This is a genomic window from Rhizobium sp. AN80A, assembly GCF_030053015.1.
GTDB lineage: Bacteria > Pseudomonadota > Alphaproteobacteria > Rhizobiales > Rhizobiaceae > Rhizobium > Rhizobium metallidurans.
Genome location: NZ_JASJPX010000001.1, coordinates 897,798 through 919,301, shown reverse-complemented (window position 1 = coordinate 919,301; position 21,504 = coordinate 897,798). Strand labels below are relative to the sequence as shown.

General features: G+C 62.8%; 17 protein-coding genes. 9 read left to right on the top strand and 8 right to left on the bottom strand.

Features of this window, described 5'->3' with window-relative positions; all coding sequences use genetic code 11:
• Positions 1-8: 8 nt before the first annotated feature.
• Genes P3R82_RS04290 through P3R82_RS04270 form a run of 5 tightly spaced genes read right to left on the bottom strand, consistent with a single transcriptional unit; the run spans position 9 to position 5,955 of the window.
• Positions 9-1,517, bottom strand: coding sequence for an aldehyde dehydrogenase family protein (locus tag P3R82_RS04290; protein WP_283193132.1), 1,509 nt, complete (start codon positions 1,515-1,517; stop codon positions 9-11).
• Positions 1,517-2,296, bottom strand: coding sequence for an enoyl-CoA hydratase/isomerase family protein (locus tag P3R82_RS04285; protein ID WP_283193131.1), 780 nt, complete (start codon positions 2,294-2,296; stop codon positions 1,517-1,519). Before P3R82_RS04285 ends, P3R82_RS04290 begins: the two co-directional genes overlap by 1 nt.
• On the bottom strand, positions 2,289-3,902 hold the full coding sequence (locus P3R82_RS04280; protein WP_283193130.1) for an acyl CoA:acetate/3-ketoacid CoA transferase: 1,614 nt from the start codon (positions 3,900-3,902) through the stop codon (positions 2,289-2,291). Before P3R82_RS04280 ends, P3R82_RS04285 begins: the two co-directional genes overlap by 8 nt.
• 5 nt (positions 3,903-3,907) lie before the next feature.
• Positions 3,908-4,912, bottom strand: a complete 1,005-nt coding sequence (locus tag P3R82_RS04275; RefSeq protein WP_283193129.1) for a Gfo/Idh/MocA family oxidoreductase — start codon at positions 4,910-4,912, stop codon at positions 3,908-3,910.
• Positions 4,909-5,955 (bottom strand): LacI family DNA-binding transcriptional regulator, encoded by a 1,047-nt coding sequence (locus P3R82_RS04270; RefSeq protein ID WP_283193128.1) that lies wholly within the window; start codon positions 5,953-5,955, stop codon positions 4,909-4,911. The genes P3R82_RS04275 and P3R82_RS04270 overlap by 4 nt, the downstream gene beginning before the upstream one ends.
• A gap of 272 nt (positions 5,956-6,227) precedes the next feature.
• Here P3R82_RS04270 and P3R82_RS04265 point away from each other — a divergent pair, with 272 nt between their 5' ends.
• A complete protein-coding gene (locus tag P3R82_RS04265; RefSeq protein ID WP_283193127.1) occupies positions 6,228-7,394 on the top strand; it encodes a dihydrodipicolinate synthase family protein in 1,167 nt (388 codons plus the stop codon).
• Between the two features lie 78 nt (positions 7,395-7,472).
• Here the strand turns inward: P3R82_RS04265 and P3R82_RS04260 are convergent, their stop codons facing one another.
• Positions 7,473-8,966 carry a DegQ family serine endoprotease gene (locus P3R82_RS04260; RefSeq protein WP_283193126.1) on the bottom strand — a complete coding sequence of 498 codons (1,494 nt, stop codon included), beginning with the start codon at positions 8,964-8,966 and terminating at the stop codon, positions 7,473-7,475.
• 511 nt (positions 8,967-9,477) lie between these two features.
• Here P3R82_RS04260 and P3R82_RS04255 point away from each other — a divergent pair.
• The 3 genes from P3R82_RS04255 to P3R82_RS04245 all read left to right on the top strand — a co-directional run bounded on the left by P3R82_RS04255 (position 9,478) and on the right by P3R82_RS04245 (position 11,896).
• Positions 9,478-10,263 carry a DeoR/GlpR family DNA-binding transcription regulator gene (locus P3R82_RS04255; protein ID WP_183898448.1) on the top strand — a complete coding sequence of 262 codons (786 nt, stop codon included), beginning with the start codon at positions 9,478-9,480 and terminating at the stop codon, positions 10,261-10,263.
• Positions 10,264-10,303: 40 nt separating this feature from the next.
• Positions 10,304-10,762 carry a YbaK/EbsC family protein gene (locus P3R82_RS04250; RefSeq protein WP_283193125.1) on the top strand — a complete coding sequence of 153 codons (459 nt, stop codon included), beginning with the start codon at positions 10,304-10,306 and terminating at the stop codon, positions 10,760-10,762.
• Between the two features lie 108 nt (positions 10,763-10,870).
• The gene (locus P3R82_RS04245) at positions 10,871-11,896 is read left to right on the top strand and encodes a Tim44 domain-containing protein (RefSeq protein WP_283193124.1); all 1,026 of its coding nucleotides are present in this window, start codon (positions 10,871-10,873) and stop codon (positions 11,894-11,896) included.
• A gap of 22 nt (positions 11,897-11,918) precedes the next feature.
• On the opposite strand, the gene P3R82_RS04240 is transcribed toward P3R82_RS04245, so the two are convergent.
• The gene (locus tag P3R82_RS04240) at positions 11,919-12,590 is read right to left on the bottom strand and encodes a J domain-containing protein (protein ID WP_183898445.1); all 672 of its coding nucleotides are present in this window, start codon (positions 12,588-12,590) and stop codon (positions 11,919-11,921) included.
• 349 nt (positions 12,591-12,939) lie between these two features.
• Here P3R82_RS04240 and panC point away from each other — a divergent pair, with 349 nt between their 5' ends.
• From panC to P3R82_RS04215, 5 genes are all read left to right on the top strand, one after another.
• Positions 12,940-13,815, top strand: a complete 876-nt coding sequence (panC, locus tag P3R82_RS04235; RefSeq protein ID WP_283193123.1) for a pantoate--beta-alanine ligase — start codon at positions 12,940-12,942, stop codon at positions 13,813-13,815.
• Positions 13,815-14,636 carry a 3-methyl-2-oxobutanoate hydroxymethyltransferase gene (gene panB / locus P3R82_RS04230; RefSeq protein WP_283193122.1) on the top strand — a complete coding sequence of 274 codons (822 nt, stop codon included), beginning with the start codon at positions 13,815-13,817 and terminating at the stop codon, positions 14,634-14,636. The genes panC and panB overlap by 1 nt, the downstream gene beginning before the upstream one ends.
• A gap of 306 nt (positions 14,637-14,942) precedes the next feature.
• Positions 14,943-16,016, top strand: a complete 1,074-nt coding sequence (locus P3R82_RS04225) for an efflux RND transporter periplasmic adaptor subunit (protein ID WP_183898443.1) — start codon at positions 14,943-14,945, stop codon at positions 16,014-16,016.
• Positions 16,016-17,092, top strand: a complete 1,077-nt coding sequence (locus tag P3R82_RS04220; protein ID WP_283193121.1) for an efflux RND transporter periplasmic adaptor subunit — start codon at positions 16,016-16,018, stop codon at positions 17,090-17,092. The genes P3R82_RS04225 and P3R82_RS04220 overlap by 1 nt, the downstream gene beginning before the upstream one ends.
• Complete coding sequence (locus P3R82_RS04215; RefSeq protein ID WP_283193120.1) at positions 17,089-20,172, top strand: efflux RND transporter permease subunit; 3,084 nt, start codon at positions 17,089-17,091, stop codon at positions 20,170-20,172. Before P3R82_RS04220 ends, P3R82_RS04215 begins: the two co-directional genes overlap by 4 nt.
• On the opposite strand, the gene P3R82_RS04210 is transcribed toward P3R82_RS04215, so the two are convergent.
• On the bottom strand, positions 20,173-21,381 hold the full coding sequence (locus P3R82_RS04210) for a TIGR03862 family flavoprotein (RefSeq protein ID WP_283193119.1): 1,209 nt from the start codon (positions 21,379-21,381) through the stop codon (positions 20,173-20,175). It lies immediately after the preceding gene.
• Positions 21,382-21,504 lie beyond the last annotated feature (123 nt).

Sequence of the window (21,504 nt, the reverse complement as noted above, 5' to 3'; positions counted from 1 at the left end):
GCCGGTCCTCAGCTTTTGGGCATCCACCAGTTGGTGCGGCTGCCGATATGCATGTTGAGCGTCTTCGTCTCGGTGTAATCCTCCACCGCATGGCGACCGAGTTCGCGTCCGAGGCCGGACTGCTTGTATCCCCCGAACGGCAACTCCGATGCGCCGTCCATGAATGTGTTCATCCAGACGGTTCCCGCGCGTACTCTACGCCCGATCGTCAGGCATGTATCGAAATCCTTGCTCCAGACGCCGGCCGAGAGGCCGTAATCGATGGAGTTGGCGATCTCGATCGCTTCCTCAGTGGTGTCGAAGGTGAGGACGGAAAGAACGGGTCCGAACACCTCCTCGCGCGCGACCGTCATCCCTGGCGTCACCTGGGAGAGAATGGTCGGCGCCATGAACTGACCCATACCAAGATCCAGCGCACCACCGCCATGGGCGACTTCGGCGCCGGCGCTCTTTGCCGCCGCGACGTAGCCGGCGATCTTGTCGAAGTGCTGCGGCGTGATGATCGCGCCGACCTGTGTCGTCGGGTCGAGGGGATCGCCGACCTTCACATGCTTGGCGAGCGCCGCCACGCGCGCCACGACATCGCTGGCGATGGACTTGTGCAGGATCAGCCGCGAGCCGGCATTGCAGCACTCGCCGGCATTGAAATAGGCGCCGAACACGGCCGCGTCGATGAAGGCGTCGAGGTCCGCATCCGGGAAGACGATCTGCGGGTTCTTGCCGCCGAGCTCCAGCGAGACCTTCTTCAGTGTCTGCGCCGCATTGGTCATCGTCAGCTTACCAACGCCGGTCGAGCCGGTGAACGAAACCATGTCGACGTCGGGATGCGACGTCATGATCGCGCCGACCTCGGCGCCCGTGCCGGTCACGATATTGACGACGCCATCGGGAACACCGGCTTCCTGCAGGATTTCACCGAGCACGATCGTCGAGCCAGATGTCAGCTCCGATGGCTTGACCACGCAGGTGCAGCCCGCGGCCAGCGCGAAGGGCAGCTTCTGGCCGACGATCAGGAACGGGAAGTTCCACGGCGTGATGATCGAGACGACACCGATCGCCTCGCGCAACACGACACCCAGTGTGCCGTCGCCGAGCGTGTTGTAGCTTTCGCCATGCAGATCGCGGGCAAGGGCCGCGGCATAGCGCCAGATATCGACCGATCCCGCGATCTCGCCCTTGACCTGAGAGATCGGCTTGCCGGCCTCGATCGCATCGAGATAGGCGAGTTCATCGGCCCTGGCGGCAATGAGGTCGGCGGCCTTGAGGAGGATGGCGGAGCGCTCGGATGCCGTCATGCGCGGCCACGGCCCGGTGTCGAACGCCCTGCGGGCCGCGGCAATCGCGCGCTCGGCGTCCGCTTTGCTTCCGGCCTGAAAGCGGCTGACGACGACGCCATGGCTCGGAGCGATACGCTCGATCGGAGCGGCATTGCCGGTGATCCATTTGCCGTCGATCAGCATCTTGAAGTCGCGGATCGCCTGATTGGCGAGCGCCTTCGGGGTGACCAGAACCGTCATTACCATTCTCCCTTGAACTGTGCCGGGCGTTTCTCGCTGAACGCGGTAACGCCTTCCTTGAGGTCGCCGGTCTTGGCGACCAGGATCGAGCCGAGCGCTTCCACCGCCGTGCCGTTGTCCTCGCCATTGGCCGACGCGATCATCAGCTTGGTGATCTCGAGTGCCGCCGGTCCACGCGTCGCGACGCGGCTGGCATAGTCTCGTGCCGCATCGACAGCTGTGCCGGTGGCGACGACCATATCGACCATGCCGAACTGGCGGGCTTCCTCGGCGGTGAAGATTTCGCCGCCCAGCGCCATGCGGCGGACGATCTGCGCACCGAACCGCTTGACGAGACGCTGCGTGCCCGACCAGCCGGGGATCATTCCGAGTCCCGTTTCCGGAAGGCCGATCTTGATCTGCTCTTCGGCGATCCTGATATCGGCAAGGCCGGCAAGCTCCAGCCCACCGCCGAGCGCATGGCCGTTCAGCGCCGCGATCAGGGGAACGCGAAGCGTGGCGAGCCGCTCGAAAACGCGATGGCCGTAGCGCACCCAGGCGTGCCCGAACTCCTGCGGCGCCATATGCCCCCAGGCCTTGATGTCTCCGCCCGCCGAAAAGGCCTTGCCGTCACCGGTGAGGATGGCGACGTGCACATCCGGATTGGCTTCCACTGCGTCGGCGGCTTCCGACAGAGCCTTCAGCATATCGAGGTCGAGCGCATTCAGCTTCTCGGGCCGCGATACGGTCATGATGGCAAGTGAGCCGTCGATATCGACGCGCACGGTTCCGCTAGTCATGGAAGGTGCCCTCCAGAACGCGGGCGCTTTTCACCGGCAGCGACAATCCGATCGGCCCTTCGGCAAACAGCCTGGCGTCCATCACCTTGAGATCCTTGGCGACGAGCAATGGGAATTCCGACTGATCCAGAATATGTGCCTGTAGGTCGATCCCGGGCGCGATTTCGGTCAGCACGATCCCGTCGGCGGTGAGTTTCATCACGCAACGCTCGGTCACGTAGGTGATGTCCTGCCCCTGTTCGATCGCCCGGCGGCCGGAGAAGGTCACGTGTTCGACCTCGTTGACCAGCTTCTTCAGCTTGCCTTCCTTCTCGATGACAAGCTTGCCATCGGCGATGCCGAGCTTGGCGCCGGCATTGAACATGCCGGAGAAGACAATCTTGCGGGCGCGTGCGGTGATATCGACGAAGCCGCCGGCTCCAGCCGTCACATGCGGGCGGAAGGAGAGCTTGGAGACGTTGACCGAGCCATCCCGGCCGATCTCCAGGAAGGACAGGAGCGATGCATCGAAGCCGCCACCCTGGAAATAGGTGAACTGGTAGGGCGATGGCATGTAGGCATCGGCGTTCGAGGCGCAACCGAAGGCGAAGTCGAGCAGCGGCACGCCACCGACCGCGCCTTGCTCGATCACCCAGGTGACGGCCCCGTGCTGACCCTCTTCCATCAGGATCCGTGGCACATTCGCCGAGATGCCAAAGCCGAGATTGACGCAGCTGTTGGCCTGAAGCTCCTGCGCGACGCGACGCGCGATCACCTTCTGGATGTTGAATTCGGGCACGCGGAACGTATCCAGCGGGCGGAAGATCTCGCCCGAAATCGCTGGGTCGTAGAGCGTCTGCGTCGTCTGCTTCTGTTCGGGATCGACGATGACGTAGTCCACTAGCATCCCCGGCACGCGCACATCGTGCGGTTTCAGCGAGCCCTGCTTGGTGATGCGCTTGACCTGCGCGATGACGATGCCGCCGTTGTTGCGCGCCGCGAGCGCCTGGTCGAGCCCGCCCAGATAGGCTCCCTCGTGCTCGTAGGTCAGGTTGCCGTGCTCGTCGGCGGTCGTCGCCCTGATGATCGTGACATCGGGCGTGATCGCCGGGAAATAGAGCCAGTCGTCGCCCTCGAAGGAGACACGCTTGACCACGGGCGTCTCTTCAGCGGCGGCGTTCATGGCGCAGCCCTGACGCTTCGGGTCCACGAAGGTATCCATCCCCACTTTCGTAAGCACGCCGGGCCGCTTGGCGGCAGCCTCGCGGTGCATGTCGAAGATCACGCCGGAGGGGATGTTGTAGGCCGGGATCTCGTTGCCTGATATCATCTGCCAGATCAGCGGCGGCTCGGCGGTCGACGGGCCGGAAGGGTAGGAGCCGCCGATGATCCGCTTCAGGAGGCCCTTGCGCGCGATGTGGTCGATGCCCTTGATCCCGCTCATGTCGCCGGCGGCGATCGGATGCAGGGTGGTGAGATCGCGCGGATGGCCTGTTGCCTCGAAGCGCTCACCGATCGCTTTCAGCATCAGATCTGGGCAGCCGAGGCCGCTGGACGAGGAGACCGAAACGACAGCGCCATCGGGGATCAGGTCAGCGGCTTGCGATGGGGTGATGTGCTTGTTCATCTCTCTCAGAGTCCTGTCTTGACCGGCACCGCGGCGCCCGTGCGCGCGGCTTGCGCAACCGCGAGACCTGTCGCCAGCGACCAGATGCCATCCTTGGCCGTTGCCGATGGCTTGCCATTACCGGCGACGGCGGCGTGAAAGGCGGTAAGCGCGGTCTCGTAGAGATTGCCGCCGCCAACCGGCAGCGACTGCTCGCCTTCGGCGGTCCGCAAGGTCACGGTGCCGTCAGGCCGCTGGGTCATGACGTTGCGGCCGATCAGCGAGCCCTCGGTGCCATGCACCTCGAAACCGGTCTCGGCGTATTTCGTGGTGAAGCCGTCGTGGAACTGCGCGATGATATCGTCGTCGAAGCGCATGACGCCCATGACGGCGTCCTCGAGGCCTTCCTTGCCCATGCCGCCGGCCTGCGAGAAGGCGATGACCTCGACCGGGTTACGTCCGAGCACGTAGCGTAGCGTGTCCGTGTCATGCACGGTGATGTCGAGAATGACACCACCGCCGGCCTGCGGCTTGTCCAGCCGCCAGCCCTGCAGGTGCGGCGGCAGGTAGACGGCATGAAACACGCGCGCCGAGAGCGGTTTTCCGATCTTGCCTGCCGCGATCGCATCACGCATCGCAGTGTGCGTCGAGGCATTGCGCAGGTGGTGGTTGGTGGCGAGAACGACGCCCGCCTCATCGGCGACCTTCGCCATCGCGTGGGCATCCTCGAGAGACAGAGCCAGCGGCTTCTCGCAGAGGATGTGCTTGCCGGCGCGTGCCGCGGCGATCGCCTGGGCGCAGTGCAACTCGTTGGTGGTCGAGATATAGACGGCATCGATCTGCGGATCGGAGACAAGAGCGTCGAGATCGGAGACATGCTTGCCTATGTTATTCTCGGCGGCATAGGAGCGGGCCCGCTCCAGGCTGGTGCTCATGACGGAGACGACGTCGCCGCCAGTGGCGCGAACTGCTCCGATCACCCATTCGCGCGCGATCGTGCTCGCGCCGATGAGACCCCAACGAACCGTCATGCCATTTTCCTCCCAGGCTTGTTCATCGCTGCGCCGCAGCTTTCGCGCACGATCAGGCGCACGGAACTGACAACGGATTCGGCCTCCGGCTTTCCGGCGTTTATCTGCTTCAGCAGCATCTGCGCGGCGCGCTGACCGATCCCCTGCGGATCGACCGATATGGTGGTCAGTGCCGGCACCGTGGTTTTCGCCTCGATCACATCGTCGAAGCCGACGACGGCGAAGTCCTTGCCGGGCTCGATGCGGCGTGCCCTCAGCCCGTCGCAAACACCGAAGGCAACAGCGTCGTTGAAGCAGACGGCCGCCGTCGGCGGCTCTGGCATAGCCATGGCGCGGGCAAGCGCATCGACGCCGCCGGCGCGCGACGGCGCGGACGAGACGACCAACTCCTCCTTGAAGCCGGTGCCGGTTTTCGACATGGCGTCGCGGTAACCGCTCAGGCGCTCGTCGAAGACGGCGGTGTCGGGGAAGCCGCCCACGAAGGCGATACGGCTGTGGCCCAGTGCCGCCAGATGTTCGACTGCGGCAAAGGTGCCTGCATGATTGTCGGAGACCAGCGACGAGACCTTGGCGCCGGGTATGTTGCGAACGACGAGCACGACAGGAATGCCGGCAACCACCAGCGGCTTCAGGTCGGTCGCTTCGGTGCCGCGCGCCGGTGAGATGATCAGGCCGGAGACGCCGTGTTCGCGCATCGACGCTATGACTTCGCGCTGGCGATCGATGCTCTCGCTGGTGTTGGAAAGGAATTGCACAAAGCCGGCCGACTGCACCACCGTATCGACGCCCACGGCGAGTTCGGCGAAGAAGCTGTTCGTCAGATCGTTGACGACGATACCGATGATCTTCGATCGCGCATTCGCCTGGCGCAGGTTCGCCGCGCCGCGATTATACACGTAGCCCAATTCCCGCATCACGGCGTTGACCTTCGTACGGGTGCTTTCATTCACCAGGGGCGAGGCCTGCAGCACCAGCGACACCGTCGACTTGGAAACGCCGGCAGCCTTGGCGATGTCGATGACGGTGACCCGTCCCTTGCCCATGAAAGTCCTCCCTTGGCCTGTGCCAATTTTCACTGTTAATAATTGGAACGTTCCAACTTTGTCAAGCGGAGTTGGTTGGTGGAGAACGATGTCCATGGACGAGTTTGCCGAAAGTATTGGTTGCGATGCAAAATAATATCGAAAAACAATGGATATCATCGTTCGCGCATCGGCAAGAGCGAGATGTTGCGGGCGGCTTTCATGGCCAAAAACATGCTTGCAATTTGGAACGATCCAAATTATTGCATTGGCCTCGTCTTGAGGAGGACCCCATGAGCTTGACTTTGAATCTGCCTGAAGCCGACGGCGCCGTGAGTGAATACCGCATGGTCGGAACCCCGATCGAGCGCCCGTCCAAACCACCGGTATTCAATCGGATTGCCTATGCGGCGGCCCACGTCGTCTCCGATCCGCGCCGGGATCTGGATCCCTGGGGCAAGCCTGCGATCGATTGGGATACGACGATTGCCTTCAGGCGCCATCTCTGGAGCCTGGGCTTCAAGATCGCCGAAGCCATGGACACCTCGCAGCGCGGGATGGGGCTCGATTGGGTGGGCGCGCAGGAACTTATTCGCCGTTCGCTGGAAGAGGCGCGCCATGTTGAAGGTGCCGATCTCGCCTGCGGCGCCGGCACGGACCATCTCACGGCTGCCGATGCACGCTCGCTGGATGATGTCATCAAGGCCTATGAGACGCAGATCGAATTCGTGGAAAAGCATGGTGGCCGCGCCATCATGATGGCGAGCCGCGCGCTTGCCCGCGTCGCTAAATCGCCTGACGATTACATCAAGGTCTATAGCCGCATTCTCTCGCAGGCCAAGGACAAGGTTGTGCTGCACTGGCTGGGCGACATGTTCGATCCCAACCTTGCCGGTTACTGGGGAAGCGCCGAGTTCGAGCCGGCGCTGGAATGCGCATTGGCGATCATCAAGGAGAACCGGGAGAAGGTCGAGGGGATCAAGATCTCATTGCTCGACAACGCCAAGGAAGTGCAACTTCGCAATCGGCTTCCCGAGGGCGTCATGTGCTTCACCGGTGACGATTTCAACTACGCGGAATTGATCGAGGGCGATGGCAAGCGCTACAGCCACGCGCTTCTCGGCATTTTCGACGCCGTGGCGCCGTCCGCCTCGAAGGCGCTCGCGTCGCTGGCTGCGGGAGACACCACGACGTTCCGATCCGTCATCGAGCCGACGGTGCCGCTGTCGCGCAAGATCTTCGAGGCGCCGACGCAGTATTACAAGGCGGGCGTGGTCTTCCTGGCCTGGCTGAACGGTCACCAGAGCCATTTCAGCCTGCCCGCCGGCATGCAGTCGGCGCGCGGAATCAATCACTACGCGGATATCTTCCGCCTTGCCGACAAGGCAAACGTGCTCGACCGGCCGGAGCTGGCAACCGAGCGCATGAAGAACTTCGTCGGTGTCTTCGGCGTGCGGTAAGCCAGGCGGCTGGTTCGACAATATCCGCTACCAACCAATAAAAGGACCGGCGTGGGGTGACGCCGGTCCTTCCGAACGCTAGGCCGCAGCGAAGGGAACGGCCACGAAGGTCTTGTTGCCGCCTCGCTGCACGAGGAGCAGTACGGACTTCTTTTCGGTCTTTGCTGCATCCGCCACAGCGTTCTTAGCTTCACTCGCGTCACGAACGGTCTTGTCGTTGACCGACAGGATGACGTCACCTGTCTGCAGGCCGGCCTTTTCGGCGGGTTTGTCCGGCGCGACATTGGCGACAACGGCGCCTTCCACCTTCTGCGACAGGCCAAGCCGCGCGCGAATGTCGGGGGTGAGGTCGGCCAGGGCTACGCCGATCCTGGGTCCGCTCTGCGCCTGCTTTTCGCTGCCGCTGGCGCTAGCGAGCTGCTGTCCGTCATCGCCTCCGCCGATCGCGACCTTCAACTCGACGCTCTTGCCGTCGCGCCACACGGTGAGGGTCTGCTTGTCGCCGGGCGACAGGTCGGCCACGAGGCGCGAGAGATCCTTCGGCGATGCGACGCTATCGCTTCCGACATTGGTGACCACGTCGCCAGCCTTGAGGCCGGCCTTGGCCGCGGGAGAGCCTTCGGTGACATCGGCCACGAGTGCGCCTTGCGGTTTCGCAAGGCCAATCGCGTCGGCGACATCCTGGTTAACGCCCTGAATCTGGACGCCGAGATAGCCGTGCTCGATGGAGCCGTTCTTCTGCAGCTTGGCGACGATCGTCCTGGCTTGATCGGAGGGGATCGCGAAGCCGACGCCAACGCTGCCGCCGTTCGGCGAGTAGATGGCGGTGTTGATGCCGACGACACGACCGTCGCGATCGACAAGCGGGCCGCCCGAATTGCCGTGGTTGATCGGCGCGTCGATCTGGATGAAATCGTCGTAGGGGCCGCTGTTCAGATCCCTGCCGCGGGCCGAGACGATGCCCGCCGTCACGGTCGTGCCGATGCCGAACGGGTTGCCGATCGCAAGAATCTGGTCGCCGAGCTTGAGCTTGCCGGAATCGCCCCAGGCGATCGTCGGCAGCGGCTTGTTGGCCTCTATCTTCACCACGGCCAGATCGGCCTTGGCGTCGGCGCCGATCAGCTTGCCGGGCAGTTCAGTGCCGTCGTCGAGCGTGACCTTGATGTTGGTGGCGTTCGCGATGACGTGGTTGTTGGTGACGATATAGCCATCCGGGCTGACGATGAAGCCTGAGCCGAGGGCCTGCGCGCGTTCGCCGGATCGCGGTGCCTGACGCGGGGCAGGGATGCCTTGCTGTTCGAAGAACTGCTTGAATTGCTCCTGCATCTCGGAATTGTCGGTGCCACTGTCCGCGTCGGCCGCCTTCGTCGTCGTGACGATGGTCACGACCGCCGGCTTGTCGGCGTCGACGATATCGGCGAACGAACCGCTGCCGTTAGGGGAGGTGGCGACCGCCGCCGGCGACGCAGCGGCCGACGACGTTTCGAAGGCATAGGGAAGCGAAGCGGCGCCAACTATGATGGCCGCGCCGAGCAGGGCTGCTGACCGGCGGCGATTGAGGATATTCGACATGATGTCCGTCCTGTGATGTGTTGCTCGATCGCGTGATGGCTTAACCAGAAGCAAACGCGTGAAATACATATCTTCCGGACGAGATGTATTTTCAAATTAAATATAAATTAGGAAATGGTTACGTTTAATTCATTTATTACAACAATTTAATGGTCGTAATAAAGTATAACTGGCGGCGATTGCGCGCGACTGCTTCGGCATCAAACGTGCCGCGCCGCGCTGTATTCGATTGGCTTTCAGGGGAGGTTTCTGCCGCGACCGGCAAGCTTGTCCTGAGGATGAAGCATGGCCGATCGCGGAAGAGCCTTGGGAGGCATTGCGTGGTCCGCCGCAGGGCTGGGACGCGGGGCTTCACTAGCCCGGTGGCACGGGCGCGTCGATACACACTAAAGTGACCCCCGCGTTGGATTTTGTTATGAACGAAAGTCGCAGCGGTCATTTTGCGCGCCAGCCTCAGCTCTGTTATGGCTGTCGGGGCAGAAAACGAAACCGAAGCGAAAGCACTCGCACAATGTTCCTGAGCGACCGTCAAACCGAAATCGTCGACATGGCCAAGTCGAAAGGCCGGATTTTCGTCGAGGATCTCGCCGCGCACTTCTCCGTGACGCCGCAGACCATCCGCAAGGACCTCAACGACATCTGCGATGCCCAGATACTGACCCGCGTGCATGGCGGCGCGGTGTTCCCGAGCGGGACGGAGAACGTCAAATACGAGGCGCGGCGCCAGATCGCGTCGAGCGAGAAGCAGGCCATCGGCGTGGCCGCCGCAAGTCTCATCCCCAACAATGCATCGCTGTTCATCAACATCGGCACGACGACCGAGGCGGTCGGCGAAGCTCTTATCAATCATCATGAGCTGATGGTGATCACCAACAACATCAACGTCGCCAACCGGCTGAGGCTGCTGCCGGCTATCGAGGTGGTGATTGCCGGGGGCGTCGTGCGCAGCGCCGATGGCGGCATCGTCGGTGAGGCGGCCGTCGACTTCATCCGACAGTTCAAGGTCGACTACGCCGTGATCGGAGCCTCCGCGATCGACGAGGATGGCGCGCTTCTCGACTATGATTTCCGTGAAGTGAAGGTGGCGCAGGCGATCATCGCCAATGCGCGCCATGTCATCCTGGTGGCCGACTCCACCAAGTTCGAGCGCACCGCGCCGGTCAGAATTGCCCAGCTTTCCCAGGTTCACACCTTCATCACCGATCACTGCCCGGTTCCATCAGTGCGGCAATTCTGTCTTGAAAACGACGTGCGGCTGGTCGAAACGCAAAGACAGTCGCAGACCGAACTGGCGTGAGACGTTTTTCCGTTATTCCCTTCAAGGATGATCGTTGCCCATGAGCCTAGAGACCGTCCGCGCATTTTTCAGCGCATCCGCTCCCGATATCGAGATCATCGAAACCGAGCTGAGTTCAGCGACCGTTGCTGAGGCGGCTGAAGCGCATGGGGTCGATCCGGCGCAAATCGCCAAGACGATCTGCCTGCGGCTCGGCGACGAACCGATCCTCGTGGTCGCGGGCGGTATGGCGCGGCTCGACAATCGCAAGTTCAAGGATACGTTTGGCACCAAGGCGCGGCTGCTGAATGCCGAGGAGGTCGTTGAGGCGACCAGCCATCCGGTCGGCGGCGTCTGCCCGTTCGGGCTTCCATCGCCGCTGCGCATCTATTGCGATGTGTCCTTGAAGCAGTTCGACGAGGTCGTTCCCGCGGCTGGATCGACGAATTCGGCCGTGAGGATCGCGACGGATCGCTTGGCGGAATTGACCCAGGCCACCTGGATCGACGTCTGCCAGTAGGTCGATGCACGAACAATTGAACGAGATTGAACGCAAGGCTTAAAACACAGAGAAAGAAACCTATATAAGGGATCGTCACTCAACTCTTGCCATTTAGGAGATTCCAGGATGCCTCGTGCCGTTTCACGTTTTGCCAAGGTCGCGGCGATTGCCGCCCTGACAGGCGTTACCGTATTTGCTTCCATCGGGGATGCGGATGCGCGGCGGGCAGGTAGCTCCGGTTTCGGCAGCCGCGGCACACGCACGTTTCAAGCGCCGCCGGTCACCAGCACGGCGCCGTCTCCCGCCGCGCCCATGCAGCGTTCCATGACCCAACGCCCTGAAACCAACGCCCCCGCCGCGACGCAGGCGGCCGGCGGGTTTCAGCGTGGCGGTCTCTTCGGCGGCTTCGGCCGGTCGATGATTGGTGGTCTGGTCGCCGGCGGCCTGCTCGGCATGCTGCTCGGCCAGGGGTTCGGCGGCGGCTTCGGCTTCCTCGGCATGCTCCTGCAGGTCGCTCTGATCGGTGGCGCCATCATGCTCGCCGTCCGTTTCTTCGCCAACCGTCGCCGGCAGCCAGCTTATGGGGCAGCCGGTCCAGGCGGCGTCAGCCCGATGGCATCGAACGGCAACTCGTCCTTCCGTATCCCGACCATCGGCTCGGACGCGGCCGGCTTTGGCCTGGGCGGCTCGCATGCCGCGCCGCAGCCCCCACGCAACAATCAGCCGAGCGATGAAATCGGTATCGAGCAGGACGACCTCGACCGGTTCGAGCAGCTCCTGACCGAGGTTCAGACGGCCTACGGCGTCGAGGATTACGGCACGTTGCGCAAATTGACCACGCCGGAAGCCATGTCCTATCTCGCCGAGGAACTGGGCGAGAATGCCACGAACGGTGTCCGCAACCAGGTCAGCGACGTCAAGCTCCTGCAGGGCGATGTCGCCGAAGCCTGGCGTGAAGACGGTTCCGATTACGCCACGCTTGCAATGCGCTACCAGTCGATCGATGCGCTCGTCGAGCGCGATGGCGGCCGGGTGGTCAGCGGCGACGTGCGTTCGCCCACGGAGAGCACCGAGGTTTGGACCTTCGTGCGCAAGTCCGGCACCGATTGGAAGCTGGCGGCCATCCAGGGCACGGAACAGCGCGCCGCCTGATCGCTAGTAGTTAAACCCTGCTTCAGCCCTCCTGGGCTGTGGCAGGCACGACCCAGAGCGGTCGATCTTCGCGCCGCGGCGCGGAAATTGTTGGAGCGGCCTCCTCTTCGGTCAGGAGGCCGTCTTCGTTTTCGCTGACATCGACTTCGTAAGCATAGTCGTAAAGCATCTCGCAGGCGCGCTCGCTGGCCTTGATCTTGGCTTCGGTTTCGCTGATCGCCGAGGCGATGGCCTTGACCCGGGCGCGCAGCATGGAGCCGAGAATATCGGTCGAAGGTCGTTTTTCCAGCCGTTCCAGGTGATGCTCGATACGCGCGGCATGGCGCTCCAGTTCGCGCTTGGAGAAGCGTGCCTTACGCATGTCTTCGGACAGATCATCCCGCATTCTCGCAAGCGGGTCGAAGCTGCCGGGTTCACGCTCATCCAGCGTCAGCTCGTTGACGAGTTTCTCGATCACGATCAGCGCCTGCAGATCGACGGGATCGGCGAGTTCGACATCATAACCGGTATCGTCGAATACCTTGCGGCGAACTGGGTCCAGCAGCAGCTCATAGGCCTTCTGCACCCGCCCGAACGCGTTCGGATCACCACCGGAATCCGGATGCGTCGTCTTCGCGCGCCTGCGGTAGGCCGATTTGATCTGGTCGTCGCTCGCGTCCCTGCGGACACCGAGAATCTCGTATGGATTGGTCACTGTCCCTCCGCTGCTGCCGGACATCGTCATGACACCCGTGAAGGGCATTCGTCTATCAATGTCGTTCTTCTACCATCACTGGGGCGGAGTTTGGACAAAAGAATGCATAAGTTTGCGTGAATGCCCGGATTGGCTGAAGGCATCCACCGCCTATCCACAGCTTGATGACGCGCGTCTGATTGCCACGTCTTTTTCACGCGGAAATCAATCCGATAGGAAAATCGGATGTCGCATGAATGCTTAATCGATATAATTGCGACACTTGCGTTGACGCTGCCAGTCAAATCGAGTTCTATCCGCCACCTTCTTGTGCCAGCCATTCTGGCGGGGAGCTTCGGAGGAGGGTTTCGTGCGTATTATCAAATCGATAGCGGATCTGAGGGCTTGTCTCGAGGTTCATCGGCGTGACGGCAAGAAGATCGGTTTGGTGCCGACAATGGGCTTTCTGCATGTCGGTCATATGGAACTTGTCTCGCGTGCCAAGGCGCGAAACGACGTCACGGTGGTCTCGATCTTCGTCAATCCGCTGCAGTTCGGCGCAAACGAGGATCTTGCGCGTTATCCGCGCGATCTTGAGCGGGATGCGGCGCTGCTGGAGAATGCCGGCGTCGATTTTCTTTTCGCGCCCGAGGTGACGGACATGTATCCACGCCCGATGCTGACCGTTGTCGACGTGCCCGACATCGGCCGGCAGCTGGAGGGCGAGGTGCGCCCGGGGCATTTTGCCGGGGTCGCCACAGTCGTCACCAAACTTTTCAACATCGTCCAGCCACATGCGGCCTATTTCGGCGAGAAGGACTACCAGCAGGTGGTGCTGATCAAGCGGATGGTCGAGGATCTCGCGCAACCGGTCGACGTGATCGCGGTGCCGACGGTGCGCGAGGCCGATGGCCTGGCTTGCTCCTCCCGAAATGTCTATCTGAGCGAGAAGGAGCGTGCGGCGGCGGTCATCGTACCGCGAACGCTCGACGAGGCTGCGCGGCTTTACGCCGAGGGTTGCGATGATCCCGCGCAATTGGAAGCGGCATTGGCGCTTTTCGTGGCATCCGAACCGCTCGCCACCGCCGAGGTTGTCGCCGTCAGGCATCCGGAGACGCTCGAACCGCTCACGTCGCTGCAATCCGGGCCTGCGCTCGTGGCGCTTTTCGTGCGCATCGGCAACACGCGCCTGCTCGATAACCGCGTCATCGGCCTGAGCCCGACTGCACGGTCGAGGGCCAGGTGATGAGTGCGCAGGGCAAGCAAAAGCGGCTGACCACGGCCTCGATCCGGTCGATGAAGGGCGACGGTCGTATCGTCTGTCTCACCGCCTACACGACGCCGATCGCGCGCTTGCTCGACCCGCATTGCGATCTGCTTCTGGTCGGCGATTCCCTCGGCATGGTGCTTTACGGCATGGAAACGACGGTCGGCGTCACGCTCGACATGATGATCGCCCATGGCCGCGCGGTCATGCGCGGAACGTCGCACGCCTGCGTCATCGTCGACCTGCCATTCGGCAGCTATCAGGAATCCAAGGAGCAGGCCTACCGCAACGCCGTCCGCATCCTGCAGGAAACGGGATGCGACGGCGTCAAGCTAGAGGGTGGTGAGGAGATGGCCGAAACCATCGCCTTCCTGACATCTCGCGGCGTGCCCGTCTTTGCCCATGTCGGGCTGATGCCGCAACTGGTCAACACGGCCGGCGGCTTCCGCTCACTGGGGCATTCCGAGCAGGAGGCGGCGAAGATCCGTCGCGATGCTGCGGCGGTTGCCGATGTCGGCGCCTTCGCCGTCGTTATCGAGGGAACGGTCGAGCCGCTGGCGCGCGAGATCACCGCCTCGCTGGCGATCCCCACCGTCGGCATTGGCGCCTCGGCCGCCTGTGACGGCCAGGTGCTGGTTTCGGACGACATGCTGGGCCTGTTCAGCGATTTCAAGCCGCGTTTCGTCAAGCGCTTCGCCGACTTGAGCCCTCTCGTGTCACAAGCCGTAGAGGCCTACGCTGAAGACGTGCGCGCCGGTCGCTTTCCGGGTGCCGAACACACCTTCCAGCCGCGCAAGTAAACGCCAGCGTCATTGATACGTAAGCGCGATGTTTGATCACGCGCCTTTCGTGGAAATTGCATCTTTTTGGAAGTACGCTACAGTCAGCTGGCTTCACATCAAAGTTGCGACCGGCTGATATCGATGGTCGGCGCCTCTTCTCGAAGTGGTGACGGTACTATGTCGATCCCGACGTATTCGCGGCGGTGGAAAGATTTCTAGGAGTGATTTGATTGCTGCAACCTCCGGCCATCGGCCGACAGGTCCGCAGCGCCGATAAGGCCTACTCAGCTTGTGTCAGTTATGGAATTCGGGGGAACTCCTAAAATGCACATCAAGACGTTCAGCCTGCTTCTCTTATGCCTCTCGTTAGCCTCCTGCCAAAAGCAGGGCGGTGAGCCCGCCGAAATCACCATTCCTGTTCGCGCCGAACCGGTCGCCCTTCAGGATTTCCGCTACAGCATCAAGCTCACCGGCGCGATCGCCGCGCATGTCGAGTCCAATCTCTCGTTCCGCGTCAGCGGCAAGGTCACCGAGTGGACCGCCGATGTCGGTGCGCATGTGACCGCCGGACAGGTGATCGCGCGGGTCGATCCGCAGCAACAGAAAGCCGATGTGGAGGCCGCGCAGGCAGCGCTTGTCGCCGCGCAAGCCGACGTCGAGCAGGCGACCTCTGAGTTCGAACGGCGCAAGACGCTGCTCGCCAGCGGTTCGATCTCCAAGGAATCCTATGATCAGGCGGCAACCGCGCTCGATACATCGAAGGGCTCGCTCGACAACGCCAAGGCGCAGCTCGGAACGGCACAGGATTCTCTCGGCTATACCGAGCTGAAGACGGATGCGGATGGCATCATCACTGCCCGCAACGTCGAGGTCGGGCAAGTCATGCAGGCGGCGCAGACCGCGTTTACCCTGGCGCAGGACGGGCCGCGCGATGCGGTGTTCTATATCTACGAGACGTTGCTGCAATCGAAACCCGACAGCCCCAGAATCGAGGTGGCGCTCGTCAGCGATCCCAATGTCACGGCCTTTGGCAAGGTCAGCGAGATATCGCCGACGATCGATACGTCCACCGGCACTGTGCGCGTCAAGATCACGCTGGAAGAGACGCCGCCGAGGATGACGCTGGGTGCGCCGGTGACCGGCTTCGCGCAATCGGCGCCGACGAAAATGATCATCCTGCCTTGGACGGCGTTGTTTGCCATCGACGGCAACCCCGCTGTCTGGGTGATCGATACGAAGGATGAAACCGCCAGTTTGAAGCCGGTCAAGGTCGCGACGTACGAGACCGGCCGCGTGATCATATCGGGCGGGCTCGATGTCGGCGAAATAGTCGTCACCGACGGTGGCAAGATGTTGCGACCGGGCCAGAAGGTGACGGTCGAGGGAGGGCAGAGCTGATGTGGCGGTCGTCTATCCCGAAGCTTCTTGTCATCCCCATGATCATCGCGCTTGGCGCCTGCAGCGAAGAACAGGAGACCGCTCCCCCGATAAGGCCGGTCCTGTCGAGCGTCATCGAGCTCACGAATTTGCCGACGCCAAGCTTTGCCGGAACGGTCGCGCCGAAGACGGAGACGCCGCTGGGCTTTCGCGTCGGTGGCTTGATGGTGGCGCGCGACGTGAATACGGGCGATGTCGTAACCAAGGGCGAGCTTCTGGCGTCACTGGAGCCGACGGCGCTGGAGCTTGCCGTCCGGTCGGCGCAGGCCGAGCTTGCCAATGCGCAGGCGCAACTCGCCAATGCGCGATCCACCGAGGAACGTGCCCGCGCGACGTTCCAGAGCGGAACGGCGACCAAATCCAGTCTCGAGAGCAGCGTCCAGGCGACCCAGACCGCGCAATCGGCCGTGGTGCAGGCGCAGACGGCGCTCGACAAGTCGAACGAGGATCTCTCGTACGCGCAGCTTCTCGCGACCTTCGACGGGATTGTGACCGCCACGTCCGTCGAGGTGGGGCAGGTGGTGTCGGCCGGCGAATCCGTGCTGACGGTCGCCATGCCGGGAGAGCGCGATGCGGTCGTCGACATTCCCGAAGGGGAGCTGATACCCGCAATGGGCGACGCCTATTCCATCCTGTTGCAGATCAATCCGTCGATTACGTCGATGGGTGTCGTGCGCGAGGTGGCGCCGACGGCCGATGCTGCGACCCGTACGCGCCGCGTCAAGATCGCCCTTCAATCCCCGCCGGACGCCTTCAGGATAGGCACGACCATCACGGCTATCAGGCAGGCTCGCGATATCAAGAAGCTCTTCCTGCCGGCTTCGGCGATCCTCAATCAGGATGGCAAGACCCTGGTCTGGGTGGTGGATGAGAAACAGGAGATCGTTCGATCCCAGGAGGTGAGGCTTCGCGACAAGACGTCGGCGCATCCGGAGGTCATCTCCGGCCTGGAGCCGGGGACGCGCGTCGTCATCGCCGGCGTCCATAGCCTGAAAGAGGGGCAGAAGATCAAGGTCGAGGGTGGTGCGCGCTCATGAACAAGTTCAACCTCTCCGACTGGGCGCTCGAACACCGCTCGATGATCTGGTACTTCATGATCGTCTTCGCGCTGTTGGGTATTTTCTCCTACATGAACCTCGGGCGCGAGGAAGATCCGAACTTCACCATCAAGACGATGACGATTTCGACCCAGTGGCCCGGAGCTTCCGCCGAGGAGACCACGCGGCAGGTGACCGAACGCATCGAGCGCAAGCTCGAGGAGCTGGATTCACTCGACTACACCAACTCGCTGACGATCGCGGGCCAGACGACCGTGTTCGTCTACCTCAAGGATTCCACCAAGGCGCGCGATGTGCCGGGGATCTGGGTCGACGTTCGCAACATGATCAGCGATATCGAGGGGCAGTTTCCCTCGGGCGTGCAACCGCCGACGTTCAACGACCGCTTTGGCGACGTTTTCGGAAACATCTACGCCTTCACCGCCGATGGCTTCACGCAGCGCCAGCTCCGCGACTATGTCGAGAGCGTGCGTCGCAGTATCCTCACCGTTCCCAATGTCGGGAAGGTCGATCTCGTCGGAGCGCAGGACGAGGTGATCTTCCTCGAGTTTTCGACGCGCCAGCTCGCCGCGCTTGGCATCAGTCAGGCCGATGTGCTCAACACGTTGCAATCGCAGAACGCGATCACGCCGTCGGGCGTGCTGCAGGCGCAGGGCGAGCGTGTCAGCCTTCGTGTCAGCGGCCAGTTCACCTCGGAAGACAGCCTTCGCAGCGTCAACTTGCAGGTCAACAACCGCTTCTTCCGGCTGAGCGACATCGCGACCATCACGCGCGGCTACACCGATCCCCCGACGGCGCTCTTTCGCGTCAACGGCATGCCCGCGATCGCGCTCGCCATCGGCATGAAGCAGGGCGCCAATCTGCTGGAGTTCGGCAAGGCGCTGCAGACCGAGCTGCGCAAGGTGCACGCGACGCTGCCGATCGGCATCGAGCCGCATCTGGTCGCCGACCAGCCCGTTATCGTCAAGGAGGCGGTGTCGGGCTTCACGCGGGCTCTGGCGGAAGCGATCGTCATCGTGCTTCTGGTGAGCTTCGTCAGTCTCGGCTGGCGGGCGGGGCTGGTCGTCGCCTTCGCGATCCCGCTGACCTTGGCGATCACCTTCGTCTTCATGGAATATGACGGCATCTCGCTGCAGCGAATCTCGCTCGGCGCGCTGATCATCGCGCTTGGCTTGCTTGTCGATGACGCCATGATCGCCGTGGAGATGATGGTCGCCCGACTTGAAGCCGGAGACCCGATCACCAAGGCGGCGACCTACGTCTACTCGCATACGGCCTTCCCGATGTTGACGGGAACCCTGGTGACCGTCTCGAGCTTCATGCCCGTCGGCCTCAACAACAGCGCGGCCGGCGAGTTCACCTTCTCGCTCTTCGTGGTGATCGCGGTGTCGCTGATCGTGTCGTGGATCGTGGCGGTGGTGTTCGCGCCGCTGCTCGGGGTGACGATCCTGCCGAAGACGATGAAGCGACACGAGGAGAAGAGCGGTTGGTTCGTCAACGGCTTCGCGCGGCTGCTCGATCTGTGCATGCGGTTCCGCTGGATCACCATCGTGTTCACCGTCATCGCCTTCGCCTGCGCCGTCTTTGGAATGCGTTTCGTGCAGGAGCAGTTCTTCCCGTCATCCGACCGGCTGGAGCTGATCGTCGATTTCGCATTGCCGAACAACGCCTCGATCAGCGAAACCGACAAGCAGATGGCGCAGTTCGAGAAGGAGAAGCTGCAGGGCAATCCCGATATCGAACGCTGGTCCACCTATGTCGGGCAGGGCGCGCAGCGCTTCGTTCTCTCCTTCGACGTGCAGCCGGCGAGCCCGTCGTTCGGCCAGGTGGTGATCATCACCAAGAGCCTCGAGGTTCGCGACAAGCTGCGTGTGGATCTCCAGGATTATCTCACCAAGACCTTCGTCGGCACCGACGCCTATGTGAAGCTGCTCGACATCGGTCCGCCCGTCGGTCGCCCTGTCGCCTATCGCCTCAGCGGTCCTGACATCGAACAGGTCCGCCAGCGCGCGCTGGAACTCGGCGCGGTCATGAGCCGCAATCGCTCGCTCGGCGATGTCGTTTACGACTGGAACGAGCCGCAGCGCGTCGTGAAGGTCGATGTGCTGCAGGACAAGGCGCGCCAGCTCGGCGTCACGTCCGAGGACATCGCGTCGGCGCTGAACGGAATCGTCGGCGGCGCGTCGGTGACGCAGGTGCGCGACGATATCTACCTGATCACCGTTCTGGCACGCGCCCAGGCATCCGAGCGGCGGTCGATCGAGACGTTGCGCGACCTGCAGCTGCGCACCAGCAACGGCAACTCCGTGCCCTTGGCGGCGATCGCGAACTTTCGTTACGAAACCGAGCCGCCGCGGATCTGGCGCCGCGACCGCCTGCCGACCGTCACCCTCAAGGCCGCCGTCATCGACAGCAAGCAGCCCGCGACGGTCGTCGATCAACTGACCAAGGACATCGATGCCTATGCAGCCCAGCTACCGCCGGGCTTTACGCTTGAGGTGGGCGGCAGCGTGGAACAGAGCGCCAAGAGCCAGGCGCCGATCGCCGCTGTGGTGCCGATGATGTTGTTCACGATGGCGACGATCCTGATGATCCAGCTGCAAAGCTTCTCACGGCTGTTTCTCGTCTTCGCCGTGGCGCCTCTCGCGCTGATCGGCGTCGTGATCGCGCTTCTGTCGAGCGGCGCACCGATGGGTTTCGTGGCGATCCTCGGCATTCTCGCCCTCATCGGCATTCTGATCCGGAACTCGGTGATCCTCGTCGTGCAGGTCGAGGAACTCCGACGAGAGGGGCATCATCCCTGGGATGCGGTGCGAGAGGCGACGCAACATCGCATGCGGCCGATCTTGCTCACGGCGGCGGCGGCGAGCCTTGCGCTTATTCCCATCTCCCGCGAGGTGTTCTGGGGGCCGATGGCCTATGCCATGATGGGCGGCATCATCGTCGGTACAGTGCTGACGCTGCTCTTCCTGCCCGCGCTCTATCTCGCCTGGTTCCGGATCAAGCGACCGGACGGCGAACATGTTCCGGAAAAGGAAGCGACTGGAGGCGCGGGCTGATCAGGCCCGTAGCCAGTCCGTGATGCCGCGCGCGGCGGCGCGCCCGGTCGCGAAGCACGCGGTCAGCAGATAGCCGCCGGTCGGGGCTTCCCAATCGATCATCTCGCCCGCGACGAACAGGCCGGGGTGCCGCTTCAACATGTAATGCTCGTCGATCTCGTCCCAATCAATGCCGCCTGCCGATGAAATGGCCTCGGCGATCGGGCGCGGGGCCACGACCGGGATAGGTAGCGCCTTGATCAGCCGTGCCAGCCGTGCCGGGTCGCGCAGGTCTGCATCGCCGCCGCATTCGCGAACGAGGTTCGCCTTGACGCCATCGAGGCCGGCGCCTTTGCGCAGCCGGCTGGCGAGGCTCGCCTTGGCGTCCTGCCTCGCAAGATCGTGTTCGATCCGCTCCAGCGCGCGACCGGGCATCAGATCGACGGAAAGTGTGGCGGGCTGCCCGGACGTCAGCGCGTCTCGCAATGCCGCGGCATGGGCGTAAACCAGGCTGCCTTCGATGCCGTGTCGAGTGATGACGAATTCGCCCTGCGACGATCCCGCCGACGAGGTCGCCACCACGGACTTTATCGCGGCGCCGGCGAAGCGCTCGCGAAACACCCCGCTCCAGTTGACGTCGAAACCGCAATTGGCCGGTTGGAAATCGTGAACGGCAATCGCCGCATCCCGCAACCAGTCGATCCAACGACCGTCCGATCCAAGGCGCGGCCAACTCTGGCCGCCAAGCGCCAGAAGGGCGGCATCGGGCCGGACAACATGGTTGCCCTCAGGCGTTTCGAACACACACCCGCCGTCTGAAAAGCCCTGCCAGCGGTGTCTCGTCCGTATCGTCACCCCTTGCGCGTCCAGCCGCCTGATCCAAGCGCGCAACAGAGGTGATGCCTTCATCGCCACGGGAAAGACGCGTCCGGAGGTTCCGACGAAGGTCTCGGTATCCAGGGTCGCGGCCCATTGCCTGATGTCATCAGGGCGGAAAGCGTCGAGCGCGCCGCGCAGGCGACCGTTCGCGCTGCCAAAGCGTGTCGCAAAGCGCTGATAGTCTTCCGAATGGGTGATGTTGAGGCCCGATTTTCCCGCAAGCAGAAATTTGCGCGCGACCGTCGGCATGGCCTCGTAGACGGTGACCCTGTGCCCGGCTGAAGACAGAATCTCCGCCGCCATGAGCCCCGCCGGCCCGCCGCCGATGATGGCTACCTCTTTGTCCGACATATATTCGCCCGCAATTGAACTCGCGAGCCCGTCATGACGCTTACGCCCAATATACGCAACCCCGCCAAAGCGGAACCGCGTACAATCACATCAGATCTGGGTGGTGAACAGATCGAGCTTACC

Bases quoted from the DNA above. Each gene is read 5' to 3' on its own strand.
- P3R82_RS04225 (WP_183898443.1), top strand. From the start codon at position 14,943: ATGCACATCAAGACGTTCAGCCTGCTTCTCTTATGCCTCTCGTTAGCC.
- P3R82_RS04275 (WP_283193129.1), bottom strand. From the start codon at position 4,912: ATGACGGTTCGTTGGGGTCTCATCGGCGCGAGCACGATCGCGCGCGAA.
- P3R82_RS04245 (WP_283193124.1), top strand. From the start codon at position 10,871: ATGCCTCGTGCCGTTTCACGTTTTGCCAAGGTCGCGGCGATTGCCGCC.
- panB (WP_283193122.1), top strand. From the start codon at position 13,815: ATGAGTGCGCAGGGCAAGCAAAAGCGGCTGACCACGGCCTCGATCCGG.
- P3R82_RS04270 (WP_283193128.1), bottom strand. From the start codon at position 5,955: ATGGGCAAGGGACGGGTCACCGTCATCGACATCGCCAAGGCTGCCGGC.
- P3R82_RS04255 (WP_183898448.1), top strand. From the start codon at position 9,478: ATGTTCCTGAGCGACCGTCAAACCGAAATCGTCGACATGGCCAAGTCG.
- P3R82_RS04210 (WP_283193119.1), bottom strand. From the start codon at position 21,381: ATGTCGGACAAAGAGGTAGCCATCATCGGCGGCGGGCCGGCGGGGCTC.
- P3R82_RS04250 (WP_283193125.1), top strand. From the start codon at position 10,304: ATGAGCCTAGAGACCGTCCGCGCATTTTTCAGCGCATCCGCTCCCGAT.
- P3R82_RS04260 (WP_283193126.1), bottom strand. From the start codon at position 8,966: ATGTCGAATATCCTCAATCGCCGCCGGTCAGCAGCCCTGCTCGGCGCG.
- P3R82_RS04220 (WP_283193121.1), top strand. From the start codon at position 16,016: ATGTGGCGGTCGTCTATCCCGAAGCTTCTTGTCATCCCCATGATCATC.
- P3R82_RS04265 (WP_283193127.1), top strand. From the start codon at position 6,228: ATGAGCTTGACTTTGAATCTGCCTGAAGCCGACGGCGCCGTGAGTGAA.
- P3R82_RS04290 (WP_283193132.1), bottom strand. From the start codon at position 1,517: ATGACGGTTCTGGTCACCCCGAAGGCGCTCGCCAATCAGGCGATCCGC.
- P3R82_RS04285 (WP_283193131.1), bottom strand. From the start codon at position 2,296: ATGACTAGCGGAACCGTGCGCGTCGATATCGACGGCTCACTTGCCATC.
- P3R82_RS04280 (WP_283193130.1), bottom strand. From the start codon at position 3,902: ATGAACAAGCACATCACCCCATCGCAAGCCGCTGACCTGATCCCCGAT.
- P3R82_RS04215 (WP_283193120.1), top strand. From the start codon at position 17,089: ATGAACAAGTTCAACCTCTCCGACTGGGCGCTCGAACACCGCTCGATG.